This window comes from Tenacibaculum dicentrarchi (assembly GCF_964036635.1).
Classification (GTDB): Bacteria; Bacteroidota; Bacteroidia; order Flavobacteriales; family Flavobacteriaceae; genus Polaribacter; species Polaribacter dicentrarchi.
Genome location: NZ_OZ038524.1, coordinates 2727815 through 2751937 on the forward strand (window position 1 = coordinate 2727815; position 24123 = coordinate 2751937).

The window sequence follows — 24123 nt, forward strand, 5'->3', positions numbered from 1 at the left end:
TTATGCAATTAACCAATCAAGATATAGCCCAACTTTACAAATTTACACAGCAACATTTTGTGGAGTTTTACGATGTACAAACCGAATTAGTCGATCATTTAGCAAACGATATCGAGCAAATTTACATCGAAAAACCTACAGTAACTTTTGAAGAAGCACGTGACGTTTCATTCAAAAAATTTGGCGTATTTGGTTTTATGGATATTTTAGAAGAAAAACAAAAACAGGTTGCTAAAAAATACCGTATAATTTTATGGAATTTATTAGCAACCTGTTTTAAAATTCCTAAAATAATTATAACATTTTCTATCTTTTTAGGCTTTTATAATCTGTATAAAATACCTGTTTTTGGTGCGTACAGCTATATTAGTTTTTATGTTGTTTTCTTTGTGTTTTTACTTATAAAATGCCGACTATTATTTAGTCAACAGAAACAAAAAATAGCCAAAACCAACAAAAAATGGTTGCTCGAAAATTTTATTTACAAATTAGCCGCTACTAACTTTATCCTTTTATTTTCAAATATCCATAATATCATTTCTATGGGTGAAAAACTAGATAATATTTATTGGATAGTAGCCTTGTCAATATTTTCAACATTTTTAGTTTTATCAGGATATATTACGTTAATTTTAATTCCAAATACATCCGAAGAAATAATGAAAAAACACTACCCCGAATACCAACTTGTTTAATTATTTTTTACCATCAACAACAATCACAATTTCGCCTTTTGCGGGTTTTAAAGTATAATATGATAACACTTCTGCTACTGTTCCTCGCTTGGTTTCTTCAAATAATTTTGTCAATTCTCTAGAAACTGATATTTGCCTGTCTTGCCCAAAATATTCGCCAAAATGGGCTAATGTTTTTAATAATTTATGCGGGCTTTCGTAAAAAATCATGGTTCTATTCTCTTCGGATAAAAGCGTTAAACGGGTTTGTCTTCCTTTTTTAACAGGTAAAAATCCTTCGAAAACAAATTTATCATTTGGTAAACCAGAATTTACTAAAGCAGGTACAAAAGCAGTTGCACCAGGCAAACATTCTACATCAATATTTTGTTGCACACAGGCTCTGGTTAATAAAAAACCAGGGTCAGAAATTGCAGGAGTTCCGGCATCAGAAATTAAGGCACAAGTTTCACCATTTTTTAATCGATTTAAAACACCATCAACAGATTTATGTTCGTTATGCATATGATGACTGTGCATTTGTGTTCCAATTTCAAAATGTTTTAACAATTTTCCACTAGTACGAGTGTCTTCTGCTAAAATAAAATCAACTTCTTTTAAAACTCTAAGTGCTCTTAGTGTTATATCTTCTAAATTTCCAATAGGGGTTGGTACTAAATACAATTTGCTCATACAGCAAAGCTACAACAAAGTTTTTAGTACATTTGCGCTATGCCAAAAAAGCTGTTAAAAAATATTAATTTCCCTTCGGATATAAAGAAATTATCTGCTGATAAACTGCCATTATTAGCAAAAGAATTACGCGAATTTATTATTGATATTATTGCCACAAAAGAAGGTCATTTAGGCGCAAGTTTAGGTGTTATTGAACTGACCATTGCATTGCATTATTTATTCGATACACCAACCGACCAATTAGTTTGGGATGTTGGACATCAAGCCTACGGACATAAAATTTTAACAGGAAGAAAAGATGTTTTTCATACTAACCGACAATTAGGCGGTATTTCAGGTTTTCCTAAACGTAGCGAAAGTAATTACGATACTTTTGGCGTTGGACATTCATCAACTTCTATTTCTGCAGCTTTAGGAATGGCAATTGCTTCTAAAATACAAGGAAGTGAAAAACATCATATTGCTATTATTGGCGATGCTTCTATTGCTAGCGGAATGGCTTTTGAAGCTTTAAATCATGCAGGCGATACTAATGCTAATTTATTGGTGATTTTAAATGATAATGCCATTGGAATTGACCCTTCAGTGGGAGCTTTAAAAGATTATTTAACACGCATAAAATCGACAAGATCGGATATTGAGCAACACAATATTTTCGAGGGCTTAAATTTTGATTATTCAGGTCCTATTGATGGTCATAATTTTGAAACTCTTTTATCAGAATTAAATCGTTTAAAAGAAGTTAAAGGACCTAAATTTTTACACATAATAACCACAAAAGGAAAAGGATTACGACAAGCTGAACAAGACCAAGTAAAATATCATGCTCCAGGTAAATTTGATAAAATTTCAGGTGATGTATTACCTAAAGAGAAAAGTAAGTTTACAAAATTTCAAGATGTTTTTGGAAAAACTATTATTGAACTTGCACATCAAAATAAAAAAATTGTAGGTATTACACCTGCTATGCTTTCAGGTAGTTCTTTAAATGATATGTTAGCCGAATTTCCTGAACGTACTTTTGATGTTGGTATTGCCGAACAACATGCCGTTACTTTATCCGCAGGAATGGCTACTCAAAATATTATTCCGTTTTGTAATATTTATTCGACATTTTTACAACGTTCTTTTGACCAAATAATTCATGATGTTGCTTTGCAAAATTTACCTGTTATTTTTTGTTTAGATAGAGCTGGTTTAGTTGGTCAAGATGGTGCAACGCATCACGGAGTTTTCGATTTAGCCTATTTACGCTTAATTCCAAATATGATAATTTTTGCACCTCGCAACGAAATCGAACTTCGAAATATTATGTTTACGGCACAATTAGGTTTAAAAAATCCTATTGCAATTCGTTATCCAAGAGGTACAGGTCAATTAGAAAAATGGCAACTTCCTTTTGAAGAAATTCAGATAGGAAAAGGTGTTTGTTTAAAGCAAGGAAATAAAGTAGCAATATTATCGGTAGGAACAATAGCAAATAATGTTTTTGAAGCCATAAATCAGCTAAAAAGTAGCAACAGTGTAGCTCATTATGATATGCGATTTGTAAAACCTTTGGATAAAAAATTATTAGATACTATTTTTAATTCTTTTGATATTCTAATCACCATAGAAGACGGAACTGTAAATGGTGGATTTGGTGCTGCTATTTTAGAATATGCATCTGAAAAAAACTACAAAGGAAGTATTGATATTTTAGGTATTCCTGATAATTTTATCGACCACGGAACAGTGGAGGAATTGCAAATTTCATTAAATATTGATGCAAAAAGTATTCAAGAAAAAATTGAAAAATTATTAGAACTTGTTTAAACTTCATTTAAAGAAAAATCGAATCCGTCAATCTGAATTTATTTCAGATTCGCATTATGATTCTCCATAGTTCTCTTATAAATTCAGCATGATAGTAAGTTTATAAAAACTAAAAAAGCGAATCCAAATGGATTCGCTTTTTCATATAAATTTAGTTGATAACAACTATATTTTTTTAGTTATTTAATGCTTCTGCACCACCAACAATTTCTAAAATTTCATTAGTAATAGCTGCTTGACGTGCTTTGTTATATGTTAATAATAACTCATCACGTAGTTCTTTAGCATTATCAGTTGCCTTATGCATTGCAGTCATACGAGCTCCGTGTTCTGATGCAAATGAATCACGAATTGCTTTGTATAATTGTGTTTTTAAAGATTTAGGAATCAATTCTAAAACAATCTCTTCTTTAGAAGGTTCAAAAACATAATCTAATGTTACTGTTTCATCACTTTCTGTTGGTTCAATTGGTAAAAATTGCTCTAATTGAGGTATTTGGGTTGCAGCATTTTTAAATTGATTATAAATAAGCTCTATCTTTTGGTAAGAACCAGCTACATATAAATCCATTATTTTTTGTGCAACTTCAGCAACGTTATCATACGTTAAATCATCAAAAATATCATTTCTATTTTCAATAACATTGTGCTGTTTAGATAAAATATCATCTCCTTTTTTACCTATCGTTAACAAATCAACAGCAACATCACTGTATTTTTCATCAATAGCTTTTATTGTTCTTTTAACAATAGAAGAGTTAAAACCACCACACAAACCTCTGTTTGAAGTAATTACAACTAGTAATACATTTTTCACTTCTTTTTGTGTTGAATATACTCCACCAGCATCACTATCTAAAGTAGCACTTAAGCTTTGTAATAATTCAGTAAGCTTAGATGAATAAGGGCGCATTGCCGTAATTGCATCTTGTGCTTTCTTTAACTTTGCAGCCGATACCATTTTCATGGCAGAGGTAATCTGCATCGTTGATTTAATAGAAGTAATTCTGTTACGTATTTCTTTTAGATTCGCCATACGAATTGTGTTGAGTGTTAAAAATAAAGTATTGAGAATAAACTCAATACTTTATATTAATATCTTTTATTAAGCCTTAAATTTAGCTGAAATTTCTTTTGCAGCTGCTGTTAAAGTATCAGTTACTTCATCAGTTAATTTACCTGCTTTTAAAGTATTTAAAGTATCTCTATGCTTAGCATTTAAATACTGAATATAATCTTTTTCAAATTCTTTTACTTTGTTAACTGGTACATCTTTTAACAAGTTTTTAGAACCTGCATAAATAATAGAGACCTGATCTTCAACAGTATAAGGGTCGTTTTGTGCTTGTTTCAAAATTTCAACATTACGTTGTCCTTTAGAAATTACATTTAAAGTAGCTGAATCTAAATCAGAACCAAACTTAGCAAAAGCTTCTAATTCACGGAATTGTGCTTGGTCTAACTTTAAAGTACCAGATACTTTTTTCATAGATTTAATCTGAGCGTTACCACCAACACGAGATACAGAAATACCTACGTTAATTGCTGGACGAACACCAGAGTTAAATAAATCTCCATCTAAGAAAATTTGTCCATCAGTAATCGAAATTACGTTTGTTGGAATATATGCTGAAACGTCACCTGCTTGAGTTTCAATAATAGGTAATGCAGTTAAAGAACCTCCACCTTTTACAACTCCTCTTAAAGAGTCTGGTAAATCGTTCATTTCACTAGCAATCTTATCATCATTGATAACCTTTGCAGCACGTTCTAATAATCTTGAGTGTAAGTAAAATACATCCCCTGGATATGCCTCACGTCCTGGAGGTCTTCTTAATAATAAAGAAATCTCACGGTATGCAACTGCTTGTTTAGATAAATCATCATAAACAATTAAAGCTGGTCTACCAGTATCTCTAAAGTACTCTCCAATTGCAGCTCCTGCAAATGGTGCATATACTTGCATTGCTGCAGGGTCAGATGCATTTGCTGCTACAATTGTAGTATAAGCTAAAGCTCCTTTTTCTTCTAAAACATTGGCTATAGCAGCTACAGTAGATGCTTTTTGACCAATAGCAACATATATACAATATACTGGGTTACCAGCATCGTAAAATTCTTTTTGATTTAAAATAGTATCAATAGCAACTGTCGATTTACCAGTTTGACGGTCTCCAATGATTAACTCACGTTGACCACGTCCTACAGGAATCATAGCATCAATAGATTTGATACCAGTTTGCATTGGTTCAGTTACAGGCTCACGATAAATAACCCCAGGAGCTCTACGCTCTAAAGGCATTTGGTAAGTTGTACCTTCAATTGGTCCTTTACCATCAATTGGCTGACCTAAAGTATTTACAACACGTCCTACAATACCTTCTCCAGCTCTTAAAGAAGCAATTCTTTCTGTACGTTTAACAACAGAACCTTCTCTTACTGATGTAGAAGCACCTAATAATACAACACCTGCATTATCTTCTTCTAAGTTTAATACGATTCCTTCTAATCCGTTATCGAATTCTACTAATTCACCATATTGTACATTAGACAAACCATAAACACGAGCAATACCATCACCTACTTGTAATACGGTACCAACTTCATTTAATGAAGCTTTAGACTCGAAGTTTGTTAATTGTTCCTTTAAAATTGCTGAAACTTCAGCTGGTTTAATTCCTGCCATCTTATTTCTTTGGATGTATAATTAAATTTGTGGAATGTTATGACTATTGTCAAATTCTCTTCTTAACTCTTTGAATTGATTAGAAATACTTGCATCATACTGCACATCTCCAACACGTAAAATAAATCCTCCTAAAATATTCGGATTTACTATATTTTCTATACTTGCGCTATTTCCTGTTAAAGAAACAATTTTCGCTTGTATTTTATCTTCTAACTCTTTTGTTAAAACTACTGCGGTAGTAACTTTAGCAACCTGTATCCCTTTATAAGCATCGTAAATAATAGCATATTGCTTTGCAATAGCTTCTAACATTATCATACGTTTATTCTCTTCTAATAAGTTGAATAAACCGTTTATGATAGCATCTACTTTATCACCAAAAAGTGCAACTAAAACCGTTTTTTTGTCATTGGCTTTAACTACAGGGCTTTTAAGCATTCTGTTTAAATCGCTACTTTCGGCAATAGTACTTGCGATTAACTTCATGTTATCGTTAACTAAAGAATCTTTATTAGTTTCTTTAGCAAGATTTAATATTGCTTTTGCGTAACGTAATGCTGGTCTAGATCCTTTCATCGATTGATTAGTTTAAAGTAATCTCTTCTAACATTCCTTCAACAAGCTTTAAATGATCTGCTGGTGAAGTTAACTCTTTTTTTACTAACTGCTGAGCAATATCTAAAGATAAATCAGTTACTGTTTTCTTTAATTCAGAAATAGCAGCTTGTTGCTCTTGTTTTATTGTTGCTTTAGCATTTTCAATCATCGTAGAAGTTTGTATTTCTGCTTCTGATTTTGCTTCTGCTACAATATTTTCTTTAATTTCACGAGCTTCTTGCATCATTGCATCTCTTTCGGCACGTGCTTCTTTAAATAATCTATCGTTATCAGCTTGTAAATTTTGCATTTCTTTACGAGCATTTTCAGCCTGATCTAATGCATTTTGGATACCTTCTTCTCTGTCATTTAATGCAGATAAGATTGGCTTCCAAGCAAACTTTACCATTAAAAAGATTAATATTAATAAGATAAAAGCCTGCATGACAAATAATCCTATTGAAAAATCATTAAAAATTCCCATACTAATTTATTTTGTATTTTTTTTATTGTTTAATAAAACACATCTGCAACCAACCGTTGCAGATAGTGTTTCTTTTTAATTTCTGGAAGATTATCCTAAAAGTAAAGCACCGAATGCTAAACCTTCTAATAATGCTCCAATAATAATCATCGCTGTTTGGATTTTTCCAGCAGCTTCAGGTTGACGTGCGATAGCTTCCATTGCGCTACTACCGATTTTCCCTAATCCTAATCCTGCTCCGATTACGATTAAACCTGCTCCTATTAAAGTAAGACCTGTCATAATAATTGATTTATATTAAATTAAACAAAAAATTTCATTTTACTAATGGTGATCGTGTTCTTCTACTGCCATACCGATAAACAATGAAGATAACATTGTAAAGATATAAGCTTGTAAGAAGGCTACCAATACTTCAATTAACGTTAAAAATAACGTTAAAAATACAGATACAGTTGTAGCACCTGCTGTTCCAAACTTCGCTTTTAATGTTATCATTAAAGCAGCAATTCCCATTACTACAGCATGCCCTGCTGTAATATTAGCAAATAAACGTACAAATAATGAAAATGGCTTTGTTAAAATTCCTAAAAATTCGATAGGAGCTAAAACAAACTTCATTAAAACAGGTACACCTGGCATCCAGAAAATGTGTTTCCAATAATCTTTATTCGCTGAAAACTGTACGATAAAAAAGGTAAAAAGAGCTAAACAGACTGTTACAGCTAGTTGTCCTGTAATGTTAAATCCTAAAGGAGTTAAACCTAATAAGTTCGAAATCCAGATAAAAAAGAAAACAGTTAATAAAAAGCCCATAAATTTACGGTAATGCTTTTCACCAATATTTGGCCTTGCTATTTCATCTCTAACATATAATACTAAAGGCTCTAAAACTCTTGCAAAACCTGTTGGTATTGCTCCTTTTTTGTATCCTTTAGCTAATGATCTGAAACCAAATATCATTAATAAACCTACTAAAAACATTCCTACAACACTTTTTGTTATAGAAAAATCTAATGCTTTATGAGCATTTGTAGCATGGTGAGCTTCATCAAAAGAAACAGCTGTTTCTCCTTCATTTAACTCATATATTTTACTATGTATTTTAGCTAACTGTACTCCATCCGCTGGTACAACTACATGACCATCATCATTATGATGAAAAGCTGATGACATAAAAGTTCTTAACCCTTTGCTTGTCCAAACAATAACTGGTAAAGGAACACCTACGTGTTTTCTTTCATTTTTATCATTTGTATAAGAAAACAAATTAAAATCATGTGAATCTGCTAAGTGATGATTTTTATAAGCTTCAATTTCAGCCTTTGTGTTTACACGGCCTCCGTCTTGTTCTACAATGTGCTCATCTCCCTGTAATACAGTGTGTTCATTTTTATGTTCACCTTCTTGTAAAGTAGTATTTCCACCTTCAGCGAACACTGAAAATGATGTAAAAACTAATGCAAGTATTGTTAAAAACTTGATAGATTTTTTTGCTATCATCATATCTTAAATTTGAATATAGGTTTAAGGTCTGTAAATTTCCGTGCAAAGGTACATATTGTAATTAAAACTACAAACCGTTTTCTATCTTAGTTTTAATACAAATTTAACATGCTGTTAAAAGTTTAGCTAAAAAACTAAACTACTTATTGTTCAGTAACTTAAAAATACCTAATGCTTCAGTTATCAAAAATAAAAATAAAGGTATTACTAAAGAAACCTTTTCTGGTTGACTGAGCTGTACACCTGTAAATACATCCTTTTGAAATATTAACACAAAAAAACCGATCTTTAAAAGCATAGACGCCAAATAACCATACCCAGCTTCATTAGGCATTTGACTTGCAAGAAGTTCAAACAAAGCATATATAATACTTGTAGCTACTACATGAAATAAATACACTGAAAATAAGGAATATGATATGACATCGCCACGCATATTTAAAATAGTATTATGAGAAATATAACCCACCGCAAATAATAACATTATAAAGGTGATAAAATATAAAATACGTTTAATCATTTTTTTACTTAAATATTTATTTAGATAATTTTGAAACTTGAGATATTACCGAAAACATCGCTCCAAAAACAGCTACCAAAGTACAAACCTTAGTATATAATTCATTTTCATTCCCATAGCTTAAGTCTAGCCATTCGCCAAGTTTATTTCCTAAATAAATAGTCAAACCCATTTGAAAAGCAATACCAGTAAAGCGAAGGTACTTACTAAGCGGTTTTTTCTTTTTTTCCATTGCTGTTCAATTCTTTTACCGATCCTTTCATTGCACAAGTTGCATTAAATGAAGCTCCTGGTTCTACTGAAAGCTTGCCGATAATAACATCACCATTAATAGTTGCTGCTGTTTTTACCGTTAAGGTGTTTGAAACGACTAATTCACCTGAAAACTTTCCTTCAATATCGGCGTTCGCACATTCTATTTTTCCTTTAATAAAACCTGCTTCACCAATAATAACCCTTCCGTTGGTTTTAATTGTTCCTTCTAAAGTTCCATCAATTCTAAAATCTCCTTCTGAAATAATATCACCCTTTATTTGTGTATTTTTACCAATAACATTTCTTTCTGAAACTTTAACTTCACTTGTTTTTTTACTCTCTTTACTAAACATCTTTTAGGTAATTTATTTTTTAAATTTTTCTAATATTTCTATTGCTTTAAGACCTTCGGGCCTATCAGCATACCGAATTGCTATAAACTCTAACGCTTTAATATATGCCTCTTTATTTTCTTGTTTACCAATAGCCAATGCTTTTAAAAACAAAAATTTAGGTATTAATATTGATTCTTTAACCGTTAAAGATACCGCTTCTACTTGTTTTATAACTTGTTCAAATTTATTTTCTTTATACAAGTAATATATTTCTTTATACCTATTTAAAAGCGCATCTTCTTTTTTGTTTGCTACTACTTTTTTTGTTGGATTTCTTATAATTTCAGCAAATGTTGTTGGCGCATATTTTGTTAAAATTATATTTTTATAATATCCTGCTTTAGCTACATTATTTTCTAGCCTATATAGTTGATATAAATGATAACTTATTGGCAATTCTAAGCTAGTATCTTGTTTTTTAAGTTGTTCTTTTTGCGCACGGGCTAAATTTTTGATAGCAAGATTGTTATTTTTAAACTGCTCTTTATAAATTAAACCTAACTGATACAACGCATCATTACGACTCTCTATTAAGCTTGTAATTATTTTTTTATCCGAAGGAATTTCGTTTAAATAGGTCGATAATTCGTAACGCAAATTAACTTCTGGTTTCGTTAAAATAGCATCATCATCTCTTTCGTTATTTTTACTAGATTTATCCGACAATCGCCAATTATCTTCTAAAGGACGTGTTCCCCAAACTTTCTGAAAATTTGCTTTTCCAAAAGCCAATACCTGCATATTATAAAAATACCACTTACCTTTATTACTAGTGGTATTAATTCCGCTACTTGTTCCAAAAGAACTTCCAAAATTCTGAGCATTTAATAAGAGTTGCTTTTTATCTTGATCTTCTTTTTTAATTTTTTCGATATACTTCTCAAAAAAAGAAGTACGTTCGGTAATTGGCATTGCTACTAATTTTAAAATACTATCATTTGTAGTAACAAGATTTTCATATTCTCGTAACCTTGTTAACCCTTTATTTTTTCTTCGGATTCTTCTAATGCGTTTTTCATTTATAAACTCTTTAGGAGTTACCGTTAAAACGCTGTCATAATAAGCACCTGCCAACACATATTTTTGTTTATCAAAAGCGATAGCCCCTAAACGCTGGTAAGCATATGTTTTTTGATAGTCGTTATTATGTTTGGCTTTTATCGATTTTTTAAAATAATCAATTGCATTATCGGTTTTATTGCGCCCTAATTCTAAAACACCCGCCTGATAATAAAGCGCATTCAAAAACTTTCGATTATCAGAATTTCTGATTAATTTTTTCAATTTTGATAAAACAACAATCGATGCTGAATCGTTTGGCGTATTTTTAGCCATTTCAATACTTGCACGAATACGATATTTATGCGGAGCCTTTCTAGTTTCTGATAATTTTTTAAACACAGCACGTGCAGAATCTTTATAATTTAATTCACTATAAATTTGCCCTAAAACGAACATATTACGCCCCGCTTGTTCTTTATTTTTAAATATTTTTGAAGCCGCCGTTAAATGTTCAATTACCTTTTGAATGGTATCTGTTTTTTGATACGCCATTGCCATTGCGGTGTGTGCTTGCTCTTTTATTACATCAGGAAGTTCGGCTTCATTTTCTTCTACTTCTAATAAAAATTTTAGCGATTCTATGGCTAATTTTTCATTATCTAAGCGAATATTTGTTTTAGCCCGCCACACTTTTGTTTCATTAATTAAACTCGCATTTGGGTAATTCGCAATAATATAATTAAACGCTTCAATTGCGGGTACAAAACGCTGTGTATAATACCGTGATTTTCCTAATAATAAATACGCATCATCAATCTGCCTATTTTTTTCATAACCATTAATATTCATCGAATGCTTTTGAATGGCTTTTACTGCTTTCTCTTCTGCTTTATCAAACATTGTTAAAACTTCTTCTTCCTGATCAACATCACTCATATCAAACCCTGAACCAGGTTGTAAAACAGGCAATATAATTTTATCAGCTTCAAAAGTAATCGGTTCTATTTGTAAAGGTTTCCAAAAATTATCTTTATGCTTGGCGCTAACCTCTTCTAGCCCTTTTAAATAAGCTTGTTCACCATTAAAAAGCACATTATACTTTGTGGTAAGCGCATGAAAATTTCGATTTAAAAAAGCATCTTTTTTTACACTACAAGAATATACTGTAGCTAAAAGAAGATTAAAAACTAAAATTTTGGATAGTTTATTCATATCATTATACTTTACTCTACAACAAAAATATAAGTAATTTTATTGCACGTAAAAGCGTAAAAATAGCAATAAAAAGATAATTTTCAGCCTCCTTATTAAATTTAAACATCATCAAGTTCTAAAACACGGTTTGTAATTAAACCTTTATTTTTTGTCAAATAGTGCTATTTTAAAAATAATTAGAAGCAATTTCCCGCTTTCCGCACTCGCTCTTTTTTGAAAAAAAATCAAAAAAGGAGCTCAAACAATTGCTACAATCGGGGCTAGGCATTTGTACTAAAAAGTAAAAATAGTACTTCAAACAAAATTTAGAACCTCTTAAAAAGAATCACACTGTTAGAGCCTGTTTAAAAATTAAATAAACTGTCAGTTCGAGTGATTTTTTTCCTTCAAAAAAATTGTATCGAGAACTTTTTTGCATAAAATTCATCAATATAAAAGAATCAAATTCTCGATACAATTTTAATTCCTTTTAGTCATTCAAATCACTCGAATTGACAAGAATCATCAAAAAAAGTTAAAAAATACGGCAAATAAGGATGAGAAACTTAAGCTAAAATCCCTTTGACGTGTTCGATTTCTTATTTTTACGTTACAAAATCTTTTAGATAAAATTTAAACAAGCTCTTCTCTTTTTATAAAAAACATAAAAAAAAGCATCAATTTAAAATTGATGCTTTTTTGAATATTATTCTTTAAACAATAACTATTTTATTTTCATTGATTTTGCAATTGCCTCTAATTCAAACAGAAAATCACGTTTATTTACAGAAGGAGCATAAGTGAATCCTTCAAAAACAACCAAGCGATTATTTTTTTTATCAATAATGGTATAATTAATAAACGGCCCTGCCATAAAATCATTTTTAACTTCCCATTTCCCACGAGTTTCGTAAGCTTTTTTACCATCGATTATAGCATCAAAAGTAAAAGGAGTGTAAGCTTGTTCGGTAATCATATACATACCTTTTTTACTTCCAGGAATATGTTTTTTACCAATCGTATCACGTACTGCGGTTATATTATCGGCAACTTTATTTTCATCACCTAAAGGAATTGTATAAATTAATACATTGTTTGTTCCATCGCCACGAGCAATACCACTTCTTAAGTGCTGACGAAACCAAATAAAATCACCCGAATCTTCTACCAATTTAAATCGTTTAGGAATATCGATAGTAAATCCTATATTTTTTATGGTTTTAAAGCCTGTTTCATCAATACGTTCTTTTTTGAATATTTTTTGTGTAAACTCAATATCTTCATCTTTAAATAACTTGATAATTTCTTTACCTCTTTTATCTAACATATTTAAAACTCCTTCTTTATTTTTAGCCGTAGCATGCACAATAATTTGAGGTTTTGCATACCTATTTTTTTCAACAGTAATAGTTTCTTTTTCGCCTTGTTTAATTATTAAAACAGCTTTTGAATGACGCATAAAACTACTAAAGCCACTAGGGTCTATTTGACTAACCGACAACAAGGTTTCTGGCTGTGGCAAGCCCACTTGATGTTCACCAAAAACAGTACGTATTTTATTTCCAATTTTCCCTTCCCAATCTAACGCTTTTACAACCACCATTATTTTATTGGTGTTACCGTTAGATGTTGGCAAAGTATAGCCATCTTTTCCTGTAGTAGTATTACATGATATGGCAAAAATCACTAAAAAAAGTAAGCCTATTATTTTTTTCATAATTCGTTGTTTTTATAACTTTTTAACAGCTTGTGCTTGGTATGTTTTTAAAAAAAATTAAAAGAATAAGTTAACTCTTAAAAATTTTGAGTTTCATTCCTGGTTTCAAACTTTTAACACTCCAAATATTGTTCCATTTTTTAATTTGATCAATAGAAACTGACGGATATTTTTTTGAAATAGTCCATAGCGAATCACCTCTTTCTACCACATACACTTTATGCGGCCCTTTTGGAAGTTTATTTTTTTTACGAATTACTTTTTTATGAGCCGTTAATTTCTTTGGGTAAATTTTTAAACGCTGTCCTATTTTTAATCGATGAGAACGCATACCATTCCAACGCTTAATTTGGCTTACTTTTACTCCAAATTTATTAGCTATTTTCCCTAAATAATCGCCGTTACGCACTTTATAACGTGTTTGTTTATCTTCTTCAAAATACTTCGGCAATGGCTTTTCTCGTTTGCTATCTTCTATGTTTGCCAATACATAAATATCTTGTTCTTTCTCTAAAAAATCAATTACATGTTTTTTAGGTAATCGAACTGCGTAATTTTTATTTTCGGCATACGGAATCACCGCTAATTTATATGACGGATTTAAAAATGATAATAATTCGGTATCAATATTTGTTTTTGCTGAAATCTGGTCAAAAGTAACCGTTCTTTTAACCTGAATTGTATCTGTTTCAAAATGATAAATAGTTGGTGGTTCAGGATAAATATTATGTGCTTCAGCATATTCAAAAATATACATCGTTGCATAAAAAGCAGGAACATAACTTGCCGTTTCACGAGGCAAATACGGGCGAATATTCCAATAGTTTCTATATCCTCCAGAACGTTTTATTGCTTTTGAAACATTTCCAGGTCCTGAATTATAAGCTGCCAAGGCTAAATCCCAATCGCCAAATGTTTTATATAAATGACTCAAATATTTACAAGCTGCAATAGTTGCTTTTACAGGGTTTTGACGCTCATCAACATACGAATTTACTTTTAAATCAAACTGAATTCCTGTTCCATACATAAATTGCCAAAGTCCTGTTGCGCCAACTCTTGAGCGAGCCGCAGGACGCAAAGCCGATTCTACGATAGCTAAATATTTCATCTCTAATGGAACATCAAACTGGTCTAAATACTGTTCAAACATCGGGAAATAATAGTGTGCCTTTGCCATTAAAGCAGGATAATATTTTGTTCGATATTTTAAATAACTGTTAATTACTTTTTCTAAAGATGGATTATATGCTAAACGAAATGGTGTCTTCAAATTCAAATCATTCAAACGTTTTTTTAGCAAATCGGTAGAAAGCATTACTGTTGTATTACCAATAATATCTTTGTCATCAATTACATATTGAATACTATCAAATGATGATGCGTTGAATTTTTTTTCAATCAGTAAACTATCTACTTTTTTTAAATCTGTATCTGAAAAACAGGCATAAATCTTTTTTCTTTTAATAGTATCTTTTACAATAGAATCTGTTGCTACAAAATTAGAATCAATTGCTATTGCTGTATTTTCTATAGGAACAAAAACACTATCAACAGGTTGTTGTGCAAAAATTGATACCGTAAAAAAAAGTAGTATTAGTAAGTTTCTCATGTTTAATTTATAAATTTAATTCAACAACAATCGGACAATGGTCAGAATGTTTTGCTTCGGGTAAAATATAGGCTCTTGATATTTTATCTTTTAAAGGTTCAGCAACCATTGCATAATCTAAACGCCAACCTTTATTATTTGCTCTAGAGTTTGCTCTATAACTCCACCAAGAATACTCTTGTTTTTCAGGGTTTATAAATCGAAAACTATCTGTAAACCCCATTTTTATAAACTCAGTAAACCAAGCTCTTTCTTCAGGTAAAAACCCTGAAACCCCTTTCATCTTCGGATTATGAATATCTATTTCTTCATGACAAATATTATAATCGCCACAAATAACTAAATTCGGAATTTCTTGTTTTAAATTATTGATGTATTCTTGAAATTCATCCATATAATTCAATTTAAAACTCAAGCGTTCAGAATTTGTTCCTGACGGAAGATATAAACTCATTACAGAGACTTCATCAAAATCTACACGAAGGTTTCTTCCTTCAAAATCCATAGTTTCAATTCCTGTTCCGTATTCAATATGATTAGGTTTTTCTTTACAAAAAACAGCTACGGATGAATACCCTTTTTTTTGTGCTGAAAACCAATAATGATAGGGATATCCAGCATTTTCAAATTCAGTTACATCTAATTGTTCTTTATGTGCTTTGGTTTCTTGAATACAAATTATATCAGGATTTGCAGCTTGTAACCAGTCGATAAATCCTTTTTTTAAAGCGGCTCTAATACCGTTTACATTGTATGATATTATTTTCATTAATCTAAAAATATAGGGTTTTTAAAAAAAATCCATGTTAATTGTTTTCTGTCTCCCGTTGCTGTTTTAATTATTTTTTTTCTTGGTGATAAAACATATGCTAAAGCAATTGCAATACATATTCTTAACCAAGATTCTTGAACAAGGAATATTTTATCTAGTATTAAAATAAAAAACACTATTAATAACGGATAAATAACTAGATAAAACTTTTTAAAATACTTCATGTTAAATATCCATTTCAGGAATTTCTCCTTCTACTATTAAAGTTGCTTCGGTAGCTTCTTTTATTTCATCAATAGAAATACCAGGAGCTCTTTCTAATAAGTAAAATGCATTATTTTTAACCTCTAAAACGGCTAAATTTGTAACTACTTTTGTAACACAACCAACACCAGTTAAGGGCAAAGAACATTTTTTTAATATTTTAGATTCGCCACGTTTATTAGTGTGCATCATAGCTACAATAATATTTTCTGCCGATGCTACTAAATCCATTGCTCCCCCCATTCCTTTAACCATTTTATTGGGGATTTTCCAATTGGCAATATCTCCATTTTGAGCAACTTCCATTGCCCCTAAAACAGTTAATTGCACGTGTTTTCCACGAATCATAGCAAAACTTGTAGCTGAATCAAAGATAGACCCACCATCTAAAACCGTTACGGCTTGTTTTCCTGCGTTTATTAAATCAGCATCTTCAGTTCCTTCTATTGGAAAAGGTCCCATACCTAATAAACCATTTTCAGATTGAAACTCAACTTCAATTCCTTTAGGAATATAATTAGCCACTAACGTAGGAATTCCGATTCCTAAATTAACATACCATTTATCTTGTAATTCTTTTGCTATTCGCTGTGCTATTTGTTGTTTTGATAAAGCCATTTTTTACAGTTTAGGAGTTACAGTTCGTTGTTCAATTCTCTTTTCATATTTTTCTCCTTGAAAAATACGCTGTACAAAAATACCAGGAATATGTATTTGATTTGGGTCTAAAGTCCCTACTGGCACTAACTCTTCAACCTCAGCAACAGTAATCGTTGCTGCTCCACACATATTCGGATTAAAATTACGAGCAGTTCCTTTAAAAATTAAATTTCCTGCTGTGTCACCTTTCCATGCTTTTACAAAGGCAAAATCGGCTTTAAAAGCAGGTTCTAATACATACATTTTACCATCAAACTCCCTAGTTTCTTTTCCTTCTGCAACTTCAGTTCCGTAACCTGCAGGAGTGTAAAAAGCAGGAAAACCAGCTTGTGCAGCCCTACATTTTTCTGCTAAAGTTCCTTGGGGTGTTAGCTCTACCTCTAATTCACCAGAAAGCATTTGACGTTCAAATTCATCATTTTCTCCTACATACGAAGAAATCATTTTTTTAATTTGTTTATTTTGAAGTAATAAACCCAAACCAAAATTATCAACACCTGCGTTATTAGAAATACATGTTACCTCTCTAACATTTAATTTTACTAATTCTACAATTGCATTTTCTGGTATTCCACACAAACCAAAACCTCCTAACATAAAGGTCATCGAGTCTTTTACACCTTCAAGGGCTTCTTGTACACTATTTACTTTTTTATTTATCATTTTAGTTTTTTATAATGTTAATAGAATTCTTAAATCTTCTTAAAAATCAGTATCTCCTTCTTCATTTTGTTTATCCTCATTCTTTTTTACCTCACTACAATTAACGGTAATGGTTAATTCGCCTGAAGGTTTTTCAAAATCTTTTTTACTTATATTTAACGACTTATCTGCATAACATTTTTGCATATATAAACCCCATGTTGGTAATGACATCGTTGCTCCTTGTCCTAAACCGATTCCTTTAAAATGGGTTGCTCTATCTTCACCACCTGTCCAAACACCCGTTGCTAAATTTGGTACAACCCCCATAAACCAACCGTCTGATTGGTTTTGTGTCGTTCCTGTTTTTCCTGCAATTGGATTAGTAAATTTATACGGAAAACCTGTTGTAGCATCTTTTCTTCGAGTCCAACCAGAACGTAATCTTGCACCTGAACCAAACTGTGTAACACCTTTTAATAAATCTAATACCACATAAGCTGATTCTTCACTTAAAACTTCTTTTGTTTTAGGTACAAAATCTTGTAAAACAGTTCCATTTTTATCTTCAATTCTGGTAATCATCATTGGACTAACACGTAATCCTTTATTTGCAAATGTTGAATATGCGCTTACCATTTCTATTAATGATAAATCAACTGCTCCTAAAGCAATAGAAGGATTTGGATCAATTTCTGACTTTATACCTGCGGATGTTGCCAAACGTGCCACATTTATAGGCGATACCTTATCTATTAACTGTGCTGTGATAACATTTACAGAACCTGCTAAAGCTTGTTTTAGACTTAATTCACCGCCATATTTGTTACTTGCGTTTTCAGGTGTCCAATCTTTTGGCATTCCATATTTTTCCTTTGGAATCGTATATAAAATATTAGGTAATTTATCGCATGGTGACATTTTTAATTGATTAATCGCTGTTGCATATACAAAAGGTTTAAAAGTAGAACCTACTTGACGTTTTTGTTGTTCTACTGCATCATATTTAAAATATTTATGACTGATACCTCCTACCCACGCTTTAATATGCCCTGTTTGTGGCTCAATGGAAACCAAACCAGAACGTAAAAAATGCTTATAATAACGAATAGAATCGTAGGGAGTCATAACAGTATCTCTATCTCCTTTCCATGAAAACACACGCATATCGGTATCAGTATTAAACGATTTTTCTATTTCTTTTTCACTTTTCCCTGCCGCCTTCATACGTCTGTAACGTGTTGAACTTCGTTTTCCTCGTTTTAAAATATTTAAAACTTGAGATTTTTCTAAATCGTAAAAAGGAGCATTTTTATTTTTCTTTTGTTCTTTAAAGAAAAAAGATTGCAAATTAGCCATATGCTCATTACTTGCTTCTTCAGCATACCTTTGCATGCGAGAATCAATAGTTACGTGTATTTTTAAACCATCTTTATAAATATTGTAAAACTCACCGTTATCTTTTGGATTTTCTTTTGCCCATTTTTTAAGACGTTGTTTTAAATTTTCTCTAAAATAAGTTGCCAATCCATCACTATGACTCTCTGGAGTAAAATTGATTTTTAAAGGTAATTTTTGTAACGAATCTTTTTCTTTTTGGCTGATAACCTCATTTTTTGCCATTTGAGCAAAAACCACATTTCTACGCTGTAACGATTTTTTTTTAGAACGCTCTCTATATGGGTTATACTGCCTTGGGTTTTTTAACATCGCTACTAAAATAGCAGACTCTTGTATATCTAATTCTTTCGGTTCTTTACCAAAATAAATACGTGCAGCAGAACGAATACCTGTAGCGTTAAATAGAAAACCTTGTGTATTTAAATACATAGTAGCAATTTCTTCTTTAGTATATTGGCGCTCTAATTTTATAGCAACTACCCATTCTTTTAATTTTTGAGAAAGGCGCTTAAAAATATTACTCGAACCTCCTTTATTAAAAAGGTTTTTAGCTAATTGCTGTGTAATAGTACTCGCACCTCCTTTTCTTCCAAAATTTGAAATAGCTCTTGCTGTACCATAAAAATCAATACCTGAATGCTCGTAAAAACGTTCATCTTCGGTAGCTACTAAGGCTTTTATTAAAACCTCAGGCAAATCTTTATACTCAATTGGTGTTCTGTTAGCTTTTACATAGTATTTTCCTAATGTTTTTCCATCCGAAGAAATAACTTCTGTTGCCAAATCACTTTTAGGGTTTTCTAACTCTTCAAATGAAGGTAACGCTCCAAAAGTTCCCCATGAAGCTAATAAAAATAATAGCCCTACAAAGAGGAATCCACCTAATAATATGCCCCAAAACCATTTGATATATCTACTAAAACTAGTTGTGTTATGCTCTGTCATTATTGTATTTTTTCAATTCTAAATCCTACTTGTGTAATTCCTTTAAGCTCTTTAATACCTTCTATTTTACCATTTTTTCTCATAGCTTGTGCAACTTTAAAAGTATGTGTTCCTGTAGTAGGAAATGTTATATTTTTTTTATAAAATAATTTATTTTCTTTAACTCCTGAAAAGCCTTTTCCTAAAAATTTTCCGTTAACATCTGTCATATCATATTCTAAAGTGTCAACGACCAACTCCCCATCAGGAAAGCGTAATTGTGTTATTAAAAACAGGTTACTATAAGCATAGTCTTCATTATTTCGAAGATTTATAAATAGGTTTTTTTTTTGTATTGAATCTTTTATATCAAAAGTAAATACAATTGCATTATTTTTATTCCATGAACCTTCTGGTAGCGTACTATAGGTATCATAAACACTTTTTGAATCACAAGATATGATTACAAAAACAGCTAAAAAAAAGATAACTAGGCTATTTTTCATTTTTTATATCGTTCTTTTTATTTTTAGTCGGCGTTGTCGATTTTTTAAACTTATTCTCCTTAGATGTTTCTTTTTCTATTGACTTACTAATATTAGTGTTTTTTTTAACAACATCCTTTTTTATGACTATTTTATTTATAGGTCTTCTTTGAGGGCGTCTTTTTGATTGTCCTTCTGTTTGCTTATTTTCTACAGATAAATCTTCTTCTTTTTTGTTTATAGGTCTTCTTTGAGGACGTCTTTTTGGTTGTCCTTCTGTTTGCTGATTTTTTGCTGATAAATCTCCTTCTCTTTTATTTATAGCTCTTCTTTGAGGACGTCTTTTTGGTTGTCCTTCTGTTTGCTGATTTTTTGCTGATAAATCTCCTTCTTTTTTATTTGTAGCTCTTCTTTGAGGGCGTCTTTTTGGTTGTCCTTCCCCTTGCTGATTTTTTACAGATAAATCTCCTTCTCTTTTATTTATAGGTCTTCTTTGAGGGCGTCTTTTGGACTGTTTTTCTACTTGCTTATTTTTTGTAGATAAATCGTCTTCTCTTTTATTTACAGGTTTTCTTTGAGTACGTCTTTTTGGTTGACCTTCCAAATGTTCATTTTTTACAGGTAAACTCCCTTCTTTTTTATTTACAGAAGCTCTTTGATGTCTTTTATTTGGTTGTCTTTTAACAGATAAACCATCCTTTTTGACTGCTTGTTTTCTTGGTTTTGTTCTCGCATTATTACGAGGTTTCTTAGGAATATCAAAACGAGTCAAACTATCTTGACCAACTACATTTTCAAAATCGACAATTGGCTGTACATTAACCTCTAACTCATATTCATCTAACGGTAAAGCGAGCTCATTATTTTGATTTAATACAATAATTTCATTTACTTGTTCTAACGATAATCTAAACCATTTAAAACTTTCTTCTTTATAAGTATACCAAACTATTTTTTTAAAGATATCCATTTTTACAAAAACAGCATCTCCTTTTTCAGTTTTAAGTACTTTATCTTGCTTCGGAAAACTTTTTAAAGCATCTAAATACGTATCTAATTCAAAATTTAAACAACATTTTAATTTACCACATTGTCCTGCTAATTTTAGCGGATTTAATGATAATTGTTGATACCGTGCAGCTGCAGTATTTACTTTTCTAAAATCGGTTAACCAAGTAGAACAACATAATTCTCTACCACAAGAACCTACTCCACCTAAGCGAGCTGCTTCTTGACGCATACCAACTTGTTTCATTTCTACACGTATAGAAAAAGTACCTGCTAAATCTCTAATTAACTGACGAAAATCTACACGTTCATCGGCTGTATAATAAAAAGTAGCTTTTGTACCATCTCCTTGATATTCTACATCAGAAAGTTTCATTTTCAGTTCTAAACGACTAATTATTTCTCGTCCTTTTCGCTGTGTTTCTTGCTCTCTATCTCTAGCTGTTTGCCAAATATCAATATCTTTTTGCGATGCTTTTCTGTATATTTTTTTTACATCTTCGCTATCTGCAGTAATTTTACGTTTTTTCATTTGAACTTTTACAAGTTCACCTGCTAAAGCTACAATACCAATATCATGACCTGATGAACCTTCAACAGCTACAACATCACCCATTGAAAGGGTTAATTTTTCGGTATTTTTAAAAAAATGTTTACGTCCGTTTTTAAATCGAACTTCATAAATATTAAAAGGGGCTTCACCTGTTGGCAAAGTCATATTCGATAACCAATCAAAAACAGCTAATTTATTTCCACTTCCACAAGTACCACTGGCACAATTTCCATTACTCTTACATCCTCCAGGAACTCCGTCTTTGCTAGTTGAACAACTGTTACAACTCATAAAATTATATATTTTAGAAGTATTTTTTAAATCTGATTTAACCCAGTATCAAAAAACACTTTTTTGCGATTAATTTTAAGTTAGATAAAAATTTTATCATAACTTTACTTAATCAGTAAAGATACATATTCTCACGAAAATGAAAAACGGATTTTTAGCATAAAAAACACCTCATAATTTTATAGAATTATGAGGTGTTAAAATTTTAAATATGATACTTCATTTAAGCTTTCTTTGCCCAATTATCTCTTAATCCAACTGTTTTATTGAATACTAAATTCTCTGAAGTTGAATCATCATCAACATTAAAATATCCTAAACGTTGAAATTGAAATTGCTCTCCAATTTTAGCAGTTTGTAAACTTGGTTCTACAAAAGCAGTAATTTTTTCTAATGAATTAGGATTTACAAATTCCATAAAATCTTTGTCTTTATGAGCATCTGGAGCTTCATCAGAAAATAATCTATCGTACACTCTAACCTCAGCTTTTACGGCGTGTTTTACAGAAACCCAGTGTAAAGTACCTTTTACTTTACGCTTACTTTCTTCAGTATTACTACCCGATTTTGTTAATGGGTCATAGGTACAGTGAATTACGGTAATTTTGCCATTTTCATCTTTTTCACAACTTGTTGCAGTTATAAAATAAGCATTTTTTAAACGAACTTCTTTTCCTAATTTTAATCGGAAGAATTTTTTATTAGCTTCTTCTCTAAAATCTTCTCTTTCGATGTAAATTTCTCTTGAAAAAGGAACTATTCTTGTACCAGCGTTTTCATCCTCAGGATTATTTTCTGCAATAAGAATTTCTTCTCTATCTTCAGGATAATTATCAATAATTACTTTTACAGGATCTAAAACTCCCATAACTCTATTGGCAGTTTTATTTAAATCTTCACGAATTTTAAACTCTAATAAAGAAACATCAATTACATTTTCTCTTTTAGAAACTCCCACAGTTTCAATAAAATTACGGATTGAAGCAGGTGTATATCCACGTCTTCTTAATCCAGAAATTGTTGGCATTCTTGGGTCATCCCATCCGTTTACGATGCCATTTTCTACCAATGTTAATAACTTACGCTTACTCATAATAGTGTAGCTTAAATTTAAACGAGAAAACTCACGTTGTTTTGGTGCATTTGGAAATTCTGACTTACTGTATTCGTACACATTGTCACGAAACCAGTTATATAATTCTCTATGAGGTTTAAATTCTAAAGAACATAATGAGTGCGATATTTGCTCTAAATAATCACTTTCTCCGTGTGTCCAATCGTACATTGGATAAATAACCCAATCATTACCTGTACGGTGATGTGCTTTCTTTAAAATACGATACATTAATGGGTCACGCATTAACATATTTGGCGATTCCATATCAATTTTTGCACGTAAAACATGTGTTCCTTCTTCAAACTCACCAGCTTTCATTCTGCTGAATAAATCTAAATTTTCATCAACAGTTCTATTTCTAAAAGGACTGTTAGTTCCTACTTGCGTTGGCGTTCCTTTTTGAACACGCATTTCTTCAGAAGATTGACTATCAATATACGCTTTTCCGTCTTTTATTAGTGAAACAGCCCAATCGTATAATTGCTGAAAATAATCAGATGAGTATAATTCATTTTCCCATTGATATCCTAACCAACTAACATCTTTTTTAATAGCATCTACATATTCTTGCTCTTCTTTAGCAGGATTTGTATCATCAAAACGCAAGTTTACAGGAGCATTATATTTCTGCCCTAAACCGAAACTAATTCCGATAGCTTTTGTGTGTCCGATATGTAAATATCCATTAGGTTCTGGAGGAAAACGAAAACGTAAACTTTCTTTTGGCATTCCGTTTGCCAAATCCTCTTCTATTATTTGCTCTAAAAAATTCAATGATTTTTTTTCTTCTGACATTTTCTGTTGGTATTGAATCACAAAATTACGCAAAAATAGTTGAAGGGATTTCTAT

At 31.2% G+C, this 24123-nt stretch carries 22 protein-coding genes and 1 pseudogene; 2 read left to right on the forward strand and 21 right to left on the reverse strand.

The window, feature by feature from the left end; translation table 11 throughout:
* Nucleotides 1-2 precede the first annotated feature (2 nt).
* Nucleotides 3-695, forward strand: coding sequence for a hypothetical protein (locus tag ABNT14_RS11980; RefSeq protein WP_101903811.1), 693 nt, complete (start codon nucleotides 3-5; stop codon nucleotides 693-695).
* Here ABNT14_RS11980 and rsmI read toward each other — a convergent pair whose 3' ends face one another.
* Nucleotides 696-1367, reverse strand: a complete 672-nt coding sequence (gene rsmI, locus ABNT14_RS11985; protein WP_101903810.1) for a 16S rRNA (cytidine(1402)-2'-O)-methyltransferase — start codon at nucleotides 1365-1367, stop codon at nucleotides 696-698.
* Between the two features lie 39 nt (nucleotides 1368-1406).
* Between rsmI and dxs the strand changes: the two genes are divergently transcribed.
* Nucleotides 1407-3185, forward strand: a complete 1779-nt coding sequence (gene dxs, locus ABNT14_RS11990; protein ID WP_101903809.1) for a 1-deoxy-D-xylulose-5-phosphate synthase — start codon at nucleotides 1407-1409, stop codon at nucleotides 3183-3185.
* A gap of 175 nt (nucleotides 3186-3360) precedes the next feature.
* On the opposite strand, the gene atpG is transcribed toward dxs, so the two are convergent.
* From atpG to ABNT14_RS12090, 20 genes and pseudogenes are all read right to left on the reverse strand, one after another.
* Nucleotides 3361-4221, reverse strand: coding sequence for an ATP synthase F1 subunit gamma (gene atpG, locus ABNT14_RS11995; protein WP_101903808.1), 861 nt, complete (start codon nucleotides 4219-4221; stop codon nucleotides 3361-3363).
* A 69-nt stretch (nucleotides 4222-4290) separates the two neighbouring features.
* On the reverse strand, nucleotides 4291-5871 hold the full coding sequence (gene atpA, locus ABNT14_RS12000; protein ID WP_101903807.1) for a F0F1 ATP synthase subunit alpha: 1581 nt from the start codon (nucleotides 5869-5871) through the stop codon (nucleotides 4291-4293).
* 21 nt (nucleotides 5872-5892) lie between these two features.
* The gene (gene atpH / locus ABNT14_RS12005) at nucleotides 5893-6450 is read right to left on the reverse strand and encodes an ATP synthase F1 subunit delta (RefSeq protein ID WP_101903806.1); all 558 of its coding nucleotides are present in this window, start codon (nucleotides 6448-6450) and stop codon (nucleotides 5893-5895) included.
* A gap of 7 nt (nucleotides 6451-6457) precedes the next feature.
* Nucleotides 6458-6955 (reverse strand): F0F1 ATP synthase subunit B, encoded by a 498-nt coding sequence (locus ABNT14_RS12010; protein WP_101903805.1) that lies wholly within the window; start codon nucleotides 6953-6955, stop codon nucleotides 6458-6460.
* Nucleotides 6956-7045: 90 nt separating this feature from the next.
* Nucleotides 7046-7237 carry an ATP synthase F0 subunit C gene (gene atpE / locus ABNT14_RS12015; protein WP_058886136.1) on the reverse strand — a complete coding sequence of 64 codons (192 nt, stop codon included), beginning with the start codon at nucleotides 7235-7237 and terminating at the stop codon, nucleotides 7046-7048.
* A gap of 42 nt (nucleotides 7238-7279) precedes the next feature.
* Nucleotides 7280-8461, reverse strand: a complete 1182-nt coding sequence (gene atpB, locus ABNT14_RS12020; RefSeq protein WP_101903804.1) for a F0F1 ATP synthase subunit A — start codon at nucleotides 8459-8461, stop codon at nucleotides 7280-7282.
* A 139-nt stretch (nucleotides 8462-8600) separates the two neighbouring features.
* The gene (locus ABNT14_RS12025; RefSeq protein ID WP_145993504.1) at nucleotides 8601-8981 is read right to left on the reverse strand and encodes a DUF6168 family protein; all 381 of its coding nucleotides are present in this window, start codon (nucleotides 8979-8981) and stop codon (nucleotides 8601-8603) included.
* 16 nt (nucleotides 8982-8997) lie between these two features.
* On the reverse strand, nucleotides 8998-9213 hold the full coding sequence (locus ABNT14_RS12030) for an AtpZ/AtpI family protein (protein WP_101903802.1): 216 nt from the start codon (nucleotides 9211-9213) through the stop codon (nucleotides 8998-9000).
* Nucleotides 9188-9589 (reverse strand): bactofilin family protein, encoded by a 402-nt coding sequence (locus tag ABNT14_RS12035; RefSeq protein ID WP_101903801.1) that lies wholly within the window; start codon nucleotides 9587-9589, stop codon nucleotides 9188-9190. The genes ABNT14_RS12030 and ABNT14_RS12035 overlap by 26 nt, the downstream gene beginning before the upstream one ends.
* Before the next feature lie 12 nt (nucleotides 9590-9601).
* Nucleotides 9602-11845 (reverse strand): tetratricopeptide repeat protein, encoded by a 2244-nt coding sequence (locus ABNT14_RS12040; RefSeq protein ID WP_101903800.1) that lies wholly within the window; start codon nucleotides 11843-11845, stop codon nucleotides 9602-9604.
* 706 nt (nucleotides 11846-12551) lie between these two features.
* Nucleotides 12552-13544 carry a DUF4837 family protein gene (locus ABNT14_RS12045; protein ID WP_101902250.1) on the reverse strand — a complete coding sequence of 331 codons (993 nt, stop codon included), beginning with the start codon at nucleotides 13542-13544 and terminating at the stop codon, nucleotides 12552-12554.
* A 70-nt stretch (nucleotides 13545-13614) separates the two neighbouring features.
* Complete coding sequence (locus ABNT14_RS12050; protein WP_101902249.1) at nucleotides 13615-15156, reverse strand: lytic transglycosylase domain-containing protein; 1542 nt, start codon at nucleotides 15154-15156, stop codon at nucleotides 13615-13617.
* A 7-nt stretch (nucleotides 15157-15163) separates the two neighbouring features.
* Complete coding sequence (locus ABNT14_RS12055; protein ID WP_101902248.1) at nucleotides 15164-15925, reverse strand: exodeoxyribonuclease III; 762 nt, start codon at nucleotides 15923-15925, stop codon at nucleotides 15164-15166.
* The gene (locus ABNT14_RS12060) at nucleotides 15925-16152 is read right to left on the reverse strand and encodes a hypothetical protein (RefSeq protein WP_101902247.1); all 228 of its coding nucleotides are present in this window, start codon (nucleotides 16150-16152) and stop codon (nucleotides 15925-15927) included. Before ABNT14_RS12060 ends, ABNT14_RS12055 begins: the two co-directional genes overlap by 1 nt.
* Nucleotide 16153: 1 nt before the next feature.
* Nucleotides 16154-16810 (reverse strand): 3-oxoacid CoA-transferase subunit B, encoded by a 657-nt coding sequence (locus ABNT14_RS12065; protein WP_101902246.1) that lies wholly within the window; start codon nucleotides 16808-16810, stop codon nucleotides 16154-16156.
* A 3-nt stretch (nucleotides 16811-16813) separates the two neighbouring features.
* Entirely contained in the window at nucleotides 16814-17515 is a 702-nt protein-coding gene (locus ABNT14_RS12070) for a CoA transferase subunit A (RefSeq protein ID WP_101902245.1), read from the reverse strand.
* Between the two features lie 39 nt (nucleotides 17516-17554).
* Entirely contained in the window at nucleotides 17555-19840 is a 2286-nt protein-coding gene (locus tag ABNT14_RS12075; protein WP_101902244.1) for a transglycosylase domain-containing protein, read from the reverse strand.
* On the reverse strand, nucleotides 19840-20325 hold the full coding sequence (locus ABNT14_RS12080; protein WP_101902243.1) for a gliding motility lipoprotein GldH: 486 nt from the start codon (nucleotides 20323-20325) through the stop codon (nucleotides 19840-19842). The genes ABNT14_RS12075 and ABNT14_RS12080 overlap by 1 nt, the downstream gene beginning before the upstream one ends.
* 726 nt (nucleotides 20326-21051) lie before the next feature.
* Nucleotides 21052-22156: pseudogene (locus ABNT14_RS12085) on the reverse strand (PSP1 domain-containing protein); the annotation flags it as partial.
* 223 nt (nucleotides 22157-22379) lie between these two features.
* The gene (locus tag ABNT14_RS12090) at nucleotides 22380-24068 is read right to left on the reverse strand and encodes a glutamine--tRNA ligase/YqeY domain fusion protein (protein WP_101902242.1); all 1689 of its coding nucleotides are present in this window, start codon (nucleotides 24066-24068) and stop codon (nucleotides 22380-22382) included.
* Nucleotides 24069-24123 lie beyond the last annotated feature (55 nt).

Excerpts from the sequence above, each read along its gene's own strand:
- ABNT14_RS12055 (WP_101902248.1), bottom strand. The coding sequence starts at position 15,925 with ATGAAAATAATATCATACAATGTAAACGGTATTAGAGCCGCTTTAAAA.
- ABNT14_RS11980 (WP_101903811.1), top strand. The coding sequence starts at position 3 with ATGCAATTAACCAATCAAGATATAGCCCAACTTTACAAATTTACACAG.
- atpH (WP_101903806.1), bottom strand. The coding sequence starts at position 6,450 with ATGAAAGGATCTAGACCAGCATTACGTTACGCAAAAGCAATATTAAAT.
- ABNT14_RS12050 (WP_101902249.1), bottom strand. The coding sequence starts at position 15,156 with ATGAGAAACTTACTAATACTACTTTTTTTTACGGTATCAATTTTTGCA.
- ABNT14_RS12080 (WP_101902243.1), bottom strand. The coding sequence starts at position 20,325 with ATGAAAAATAGCCTAGTTATCTTTTTTTTAGCTGTTTTTGTAATCATA.
- ABNT14_RS12030 (WP_101903802.1), bottom strand. The coding sequence starts at position 9,213 with ATGGAAAAAAAGAAAAAACCGCTTAGTAAGTACCTTCGCTTTACTGGT.
- ABNT14_RS12035 (WP_101903801.1), bottom strand. The coding sequence starts at position 9,589 with ATGTTTAGTAAAGAGAGTAAAAAAACAAGTGAAGTTAAAGTTTCAGAA.
- ABNT14_RS12070 (WP_101902245.1), bottom strand. The coding sequence starts at position 17,515 with ATGATAAATAAAAAAGTAAATAGTGTACAAGAAGCCCTTGAAGGTGTA.
- atpG (WP_101903808.1), bottom strand. The coding sequence starts at position 4,221 with ATGGCGAATCTAAAAGAAATACGTAACAGAATTACTTCTATTAAATCA.
- ABNT14_RS12075 (WP_101902244.1), bottom strand. The coding sequence starts at position 19,840 with ATGACAGAGCATAACACAACTAGTTTTAGTAGATATATCAAATGGTTT.
- ABNT14_RS12010 (WP_101903805.1), bottom strand. The coding sequence starts at position 6,955 with ATGGGAATTTTTAATGATTTTTCAATAGGATTATTTGTCATGCAGGCT.
- ABNT14_RS12060 (WP_101902247.1), bottom strand. The coding sequence starts at position 16,152 with ATGAAGTATTTTAAAAAGTTTTATCTAGTTATTTATCCGTTATTAATA.
- ABNT14_RS12045 (WP_101902250.1), bottom strand. The coding sequence starts at position 13,544 with ATGAAAAAAATAATAGGCTTACTTTTTTTAGTGATTTTTGCCATATCA.
- ABNT14_RS12090 (WP_101902242.1), bottom strand. The coding sequence starts at position 24,068 with ATGTCAGAAGAAAAAAAATCATTGAATTTTTTAGAGCAAATAATAGAA.
- ABNT14_RS12025 (WP_145993504.1), bottom strand. The coding sequence starts at position 8,981 with ATGATTAAACGTATTTTATATTTTATCACCTTTATAATGTTATTATTT.
- atpE (WP_058886136.1), bottom strand. The coding sequence starts at position 7,237 with ATGACAGGTCTTACTTTAATAGGAGCAGGTTTAATCGTAATCGGAGCA.
- rsmI (WP_101903810.1), bottom strand. The coding sequence starts at position 1,367 with ATGAGCAAATTGTATTTAGTACCAACCCCTATTGGAAATTTAGAAGAT.
- atpB (WP_101903804.1), bottom strand. The coding sequence starts at position 8,461 with ATGATGATAGCAAAAAAATCTATCAAGTTTTTAACAATACTTGCATTA.
- ABNT14_RS12040 (WP_101903800.1), bottom strand. The coding sequence starts at position 11,845 with ATGAATAAACTATCCAAAATTTTAGTTTTTAATCTTCTTTTAGCTACA.
- ABNT14_RS12065 (WP_101902246.1), bottom strand. The coding sequence starts at position 16,810 with ATGGCTTTATCAAAACAACAAATAGCACAGCGAATAGCAAAAGAATTA.
- atpA (WP_101903807.1), bottom strand. The coding sequence starts at position 5,871 with ATGGCAGGAATTAAACCAGCTGAAGTTTCAGCAATTTTAAAGGAACAA.
- dxs (WP_101903809.1), top strand. The coding sequence starts at position 1,407 with ATGCCAAAAAAGCTGTTAAAAAATATTAATTTCCCTTCGGATATAAAG.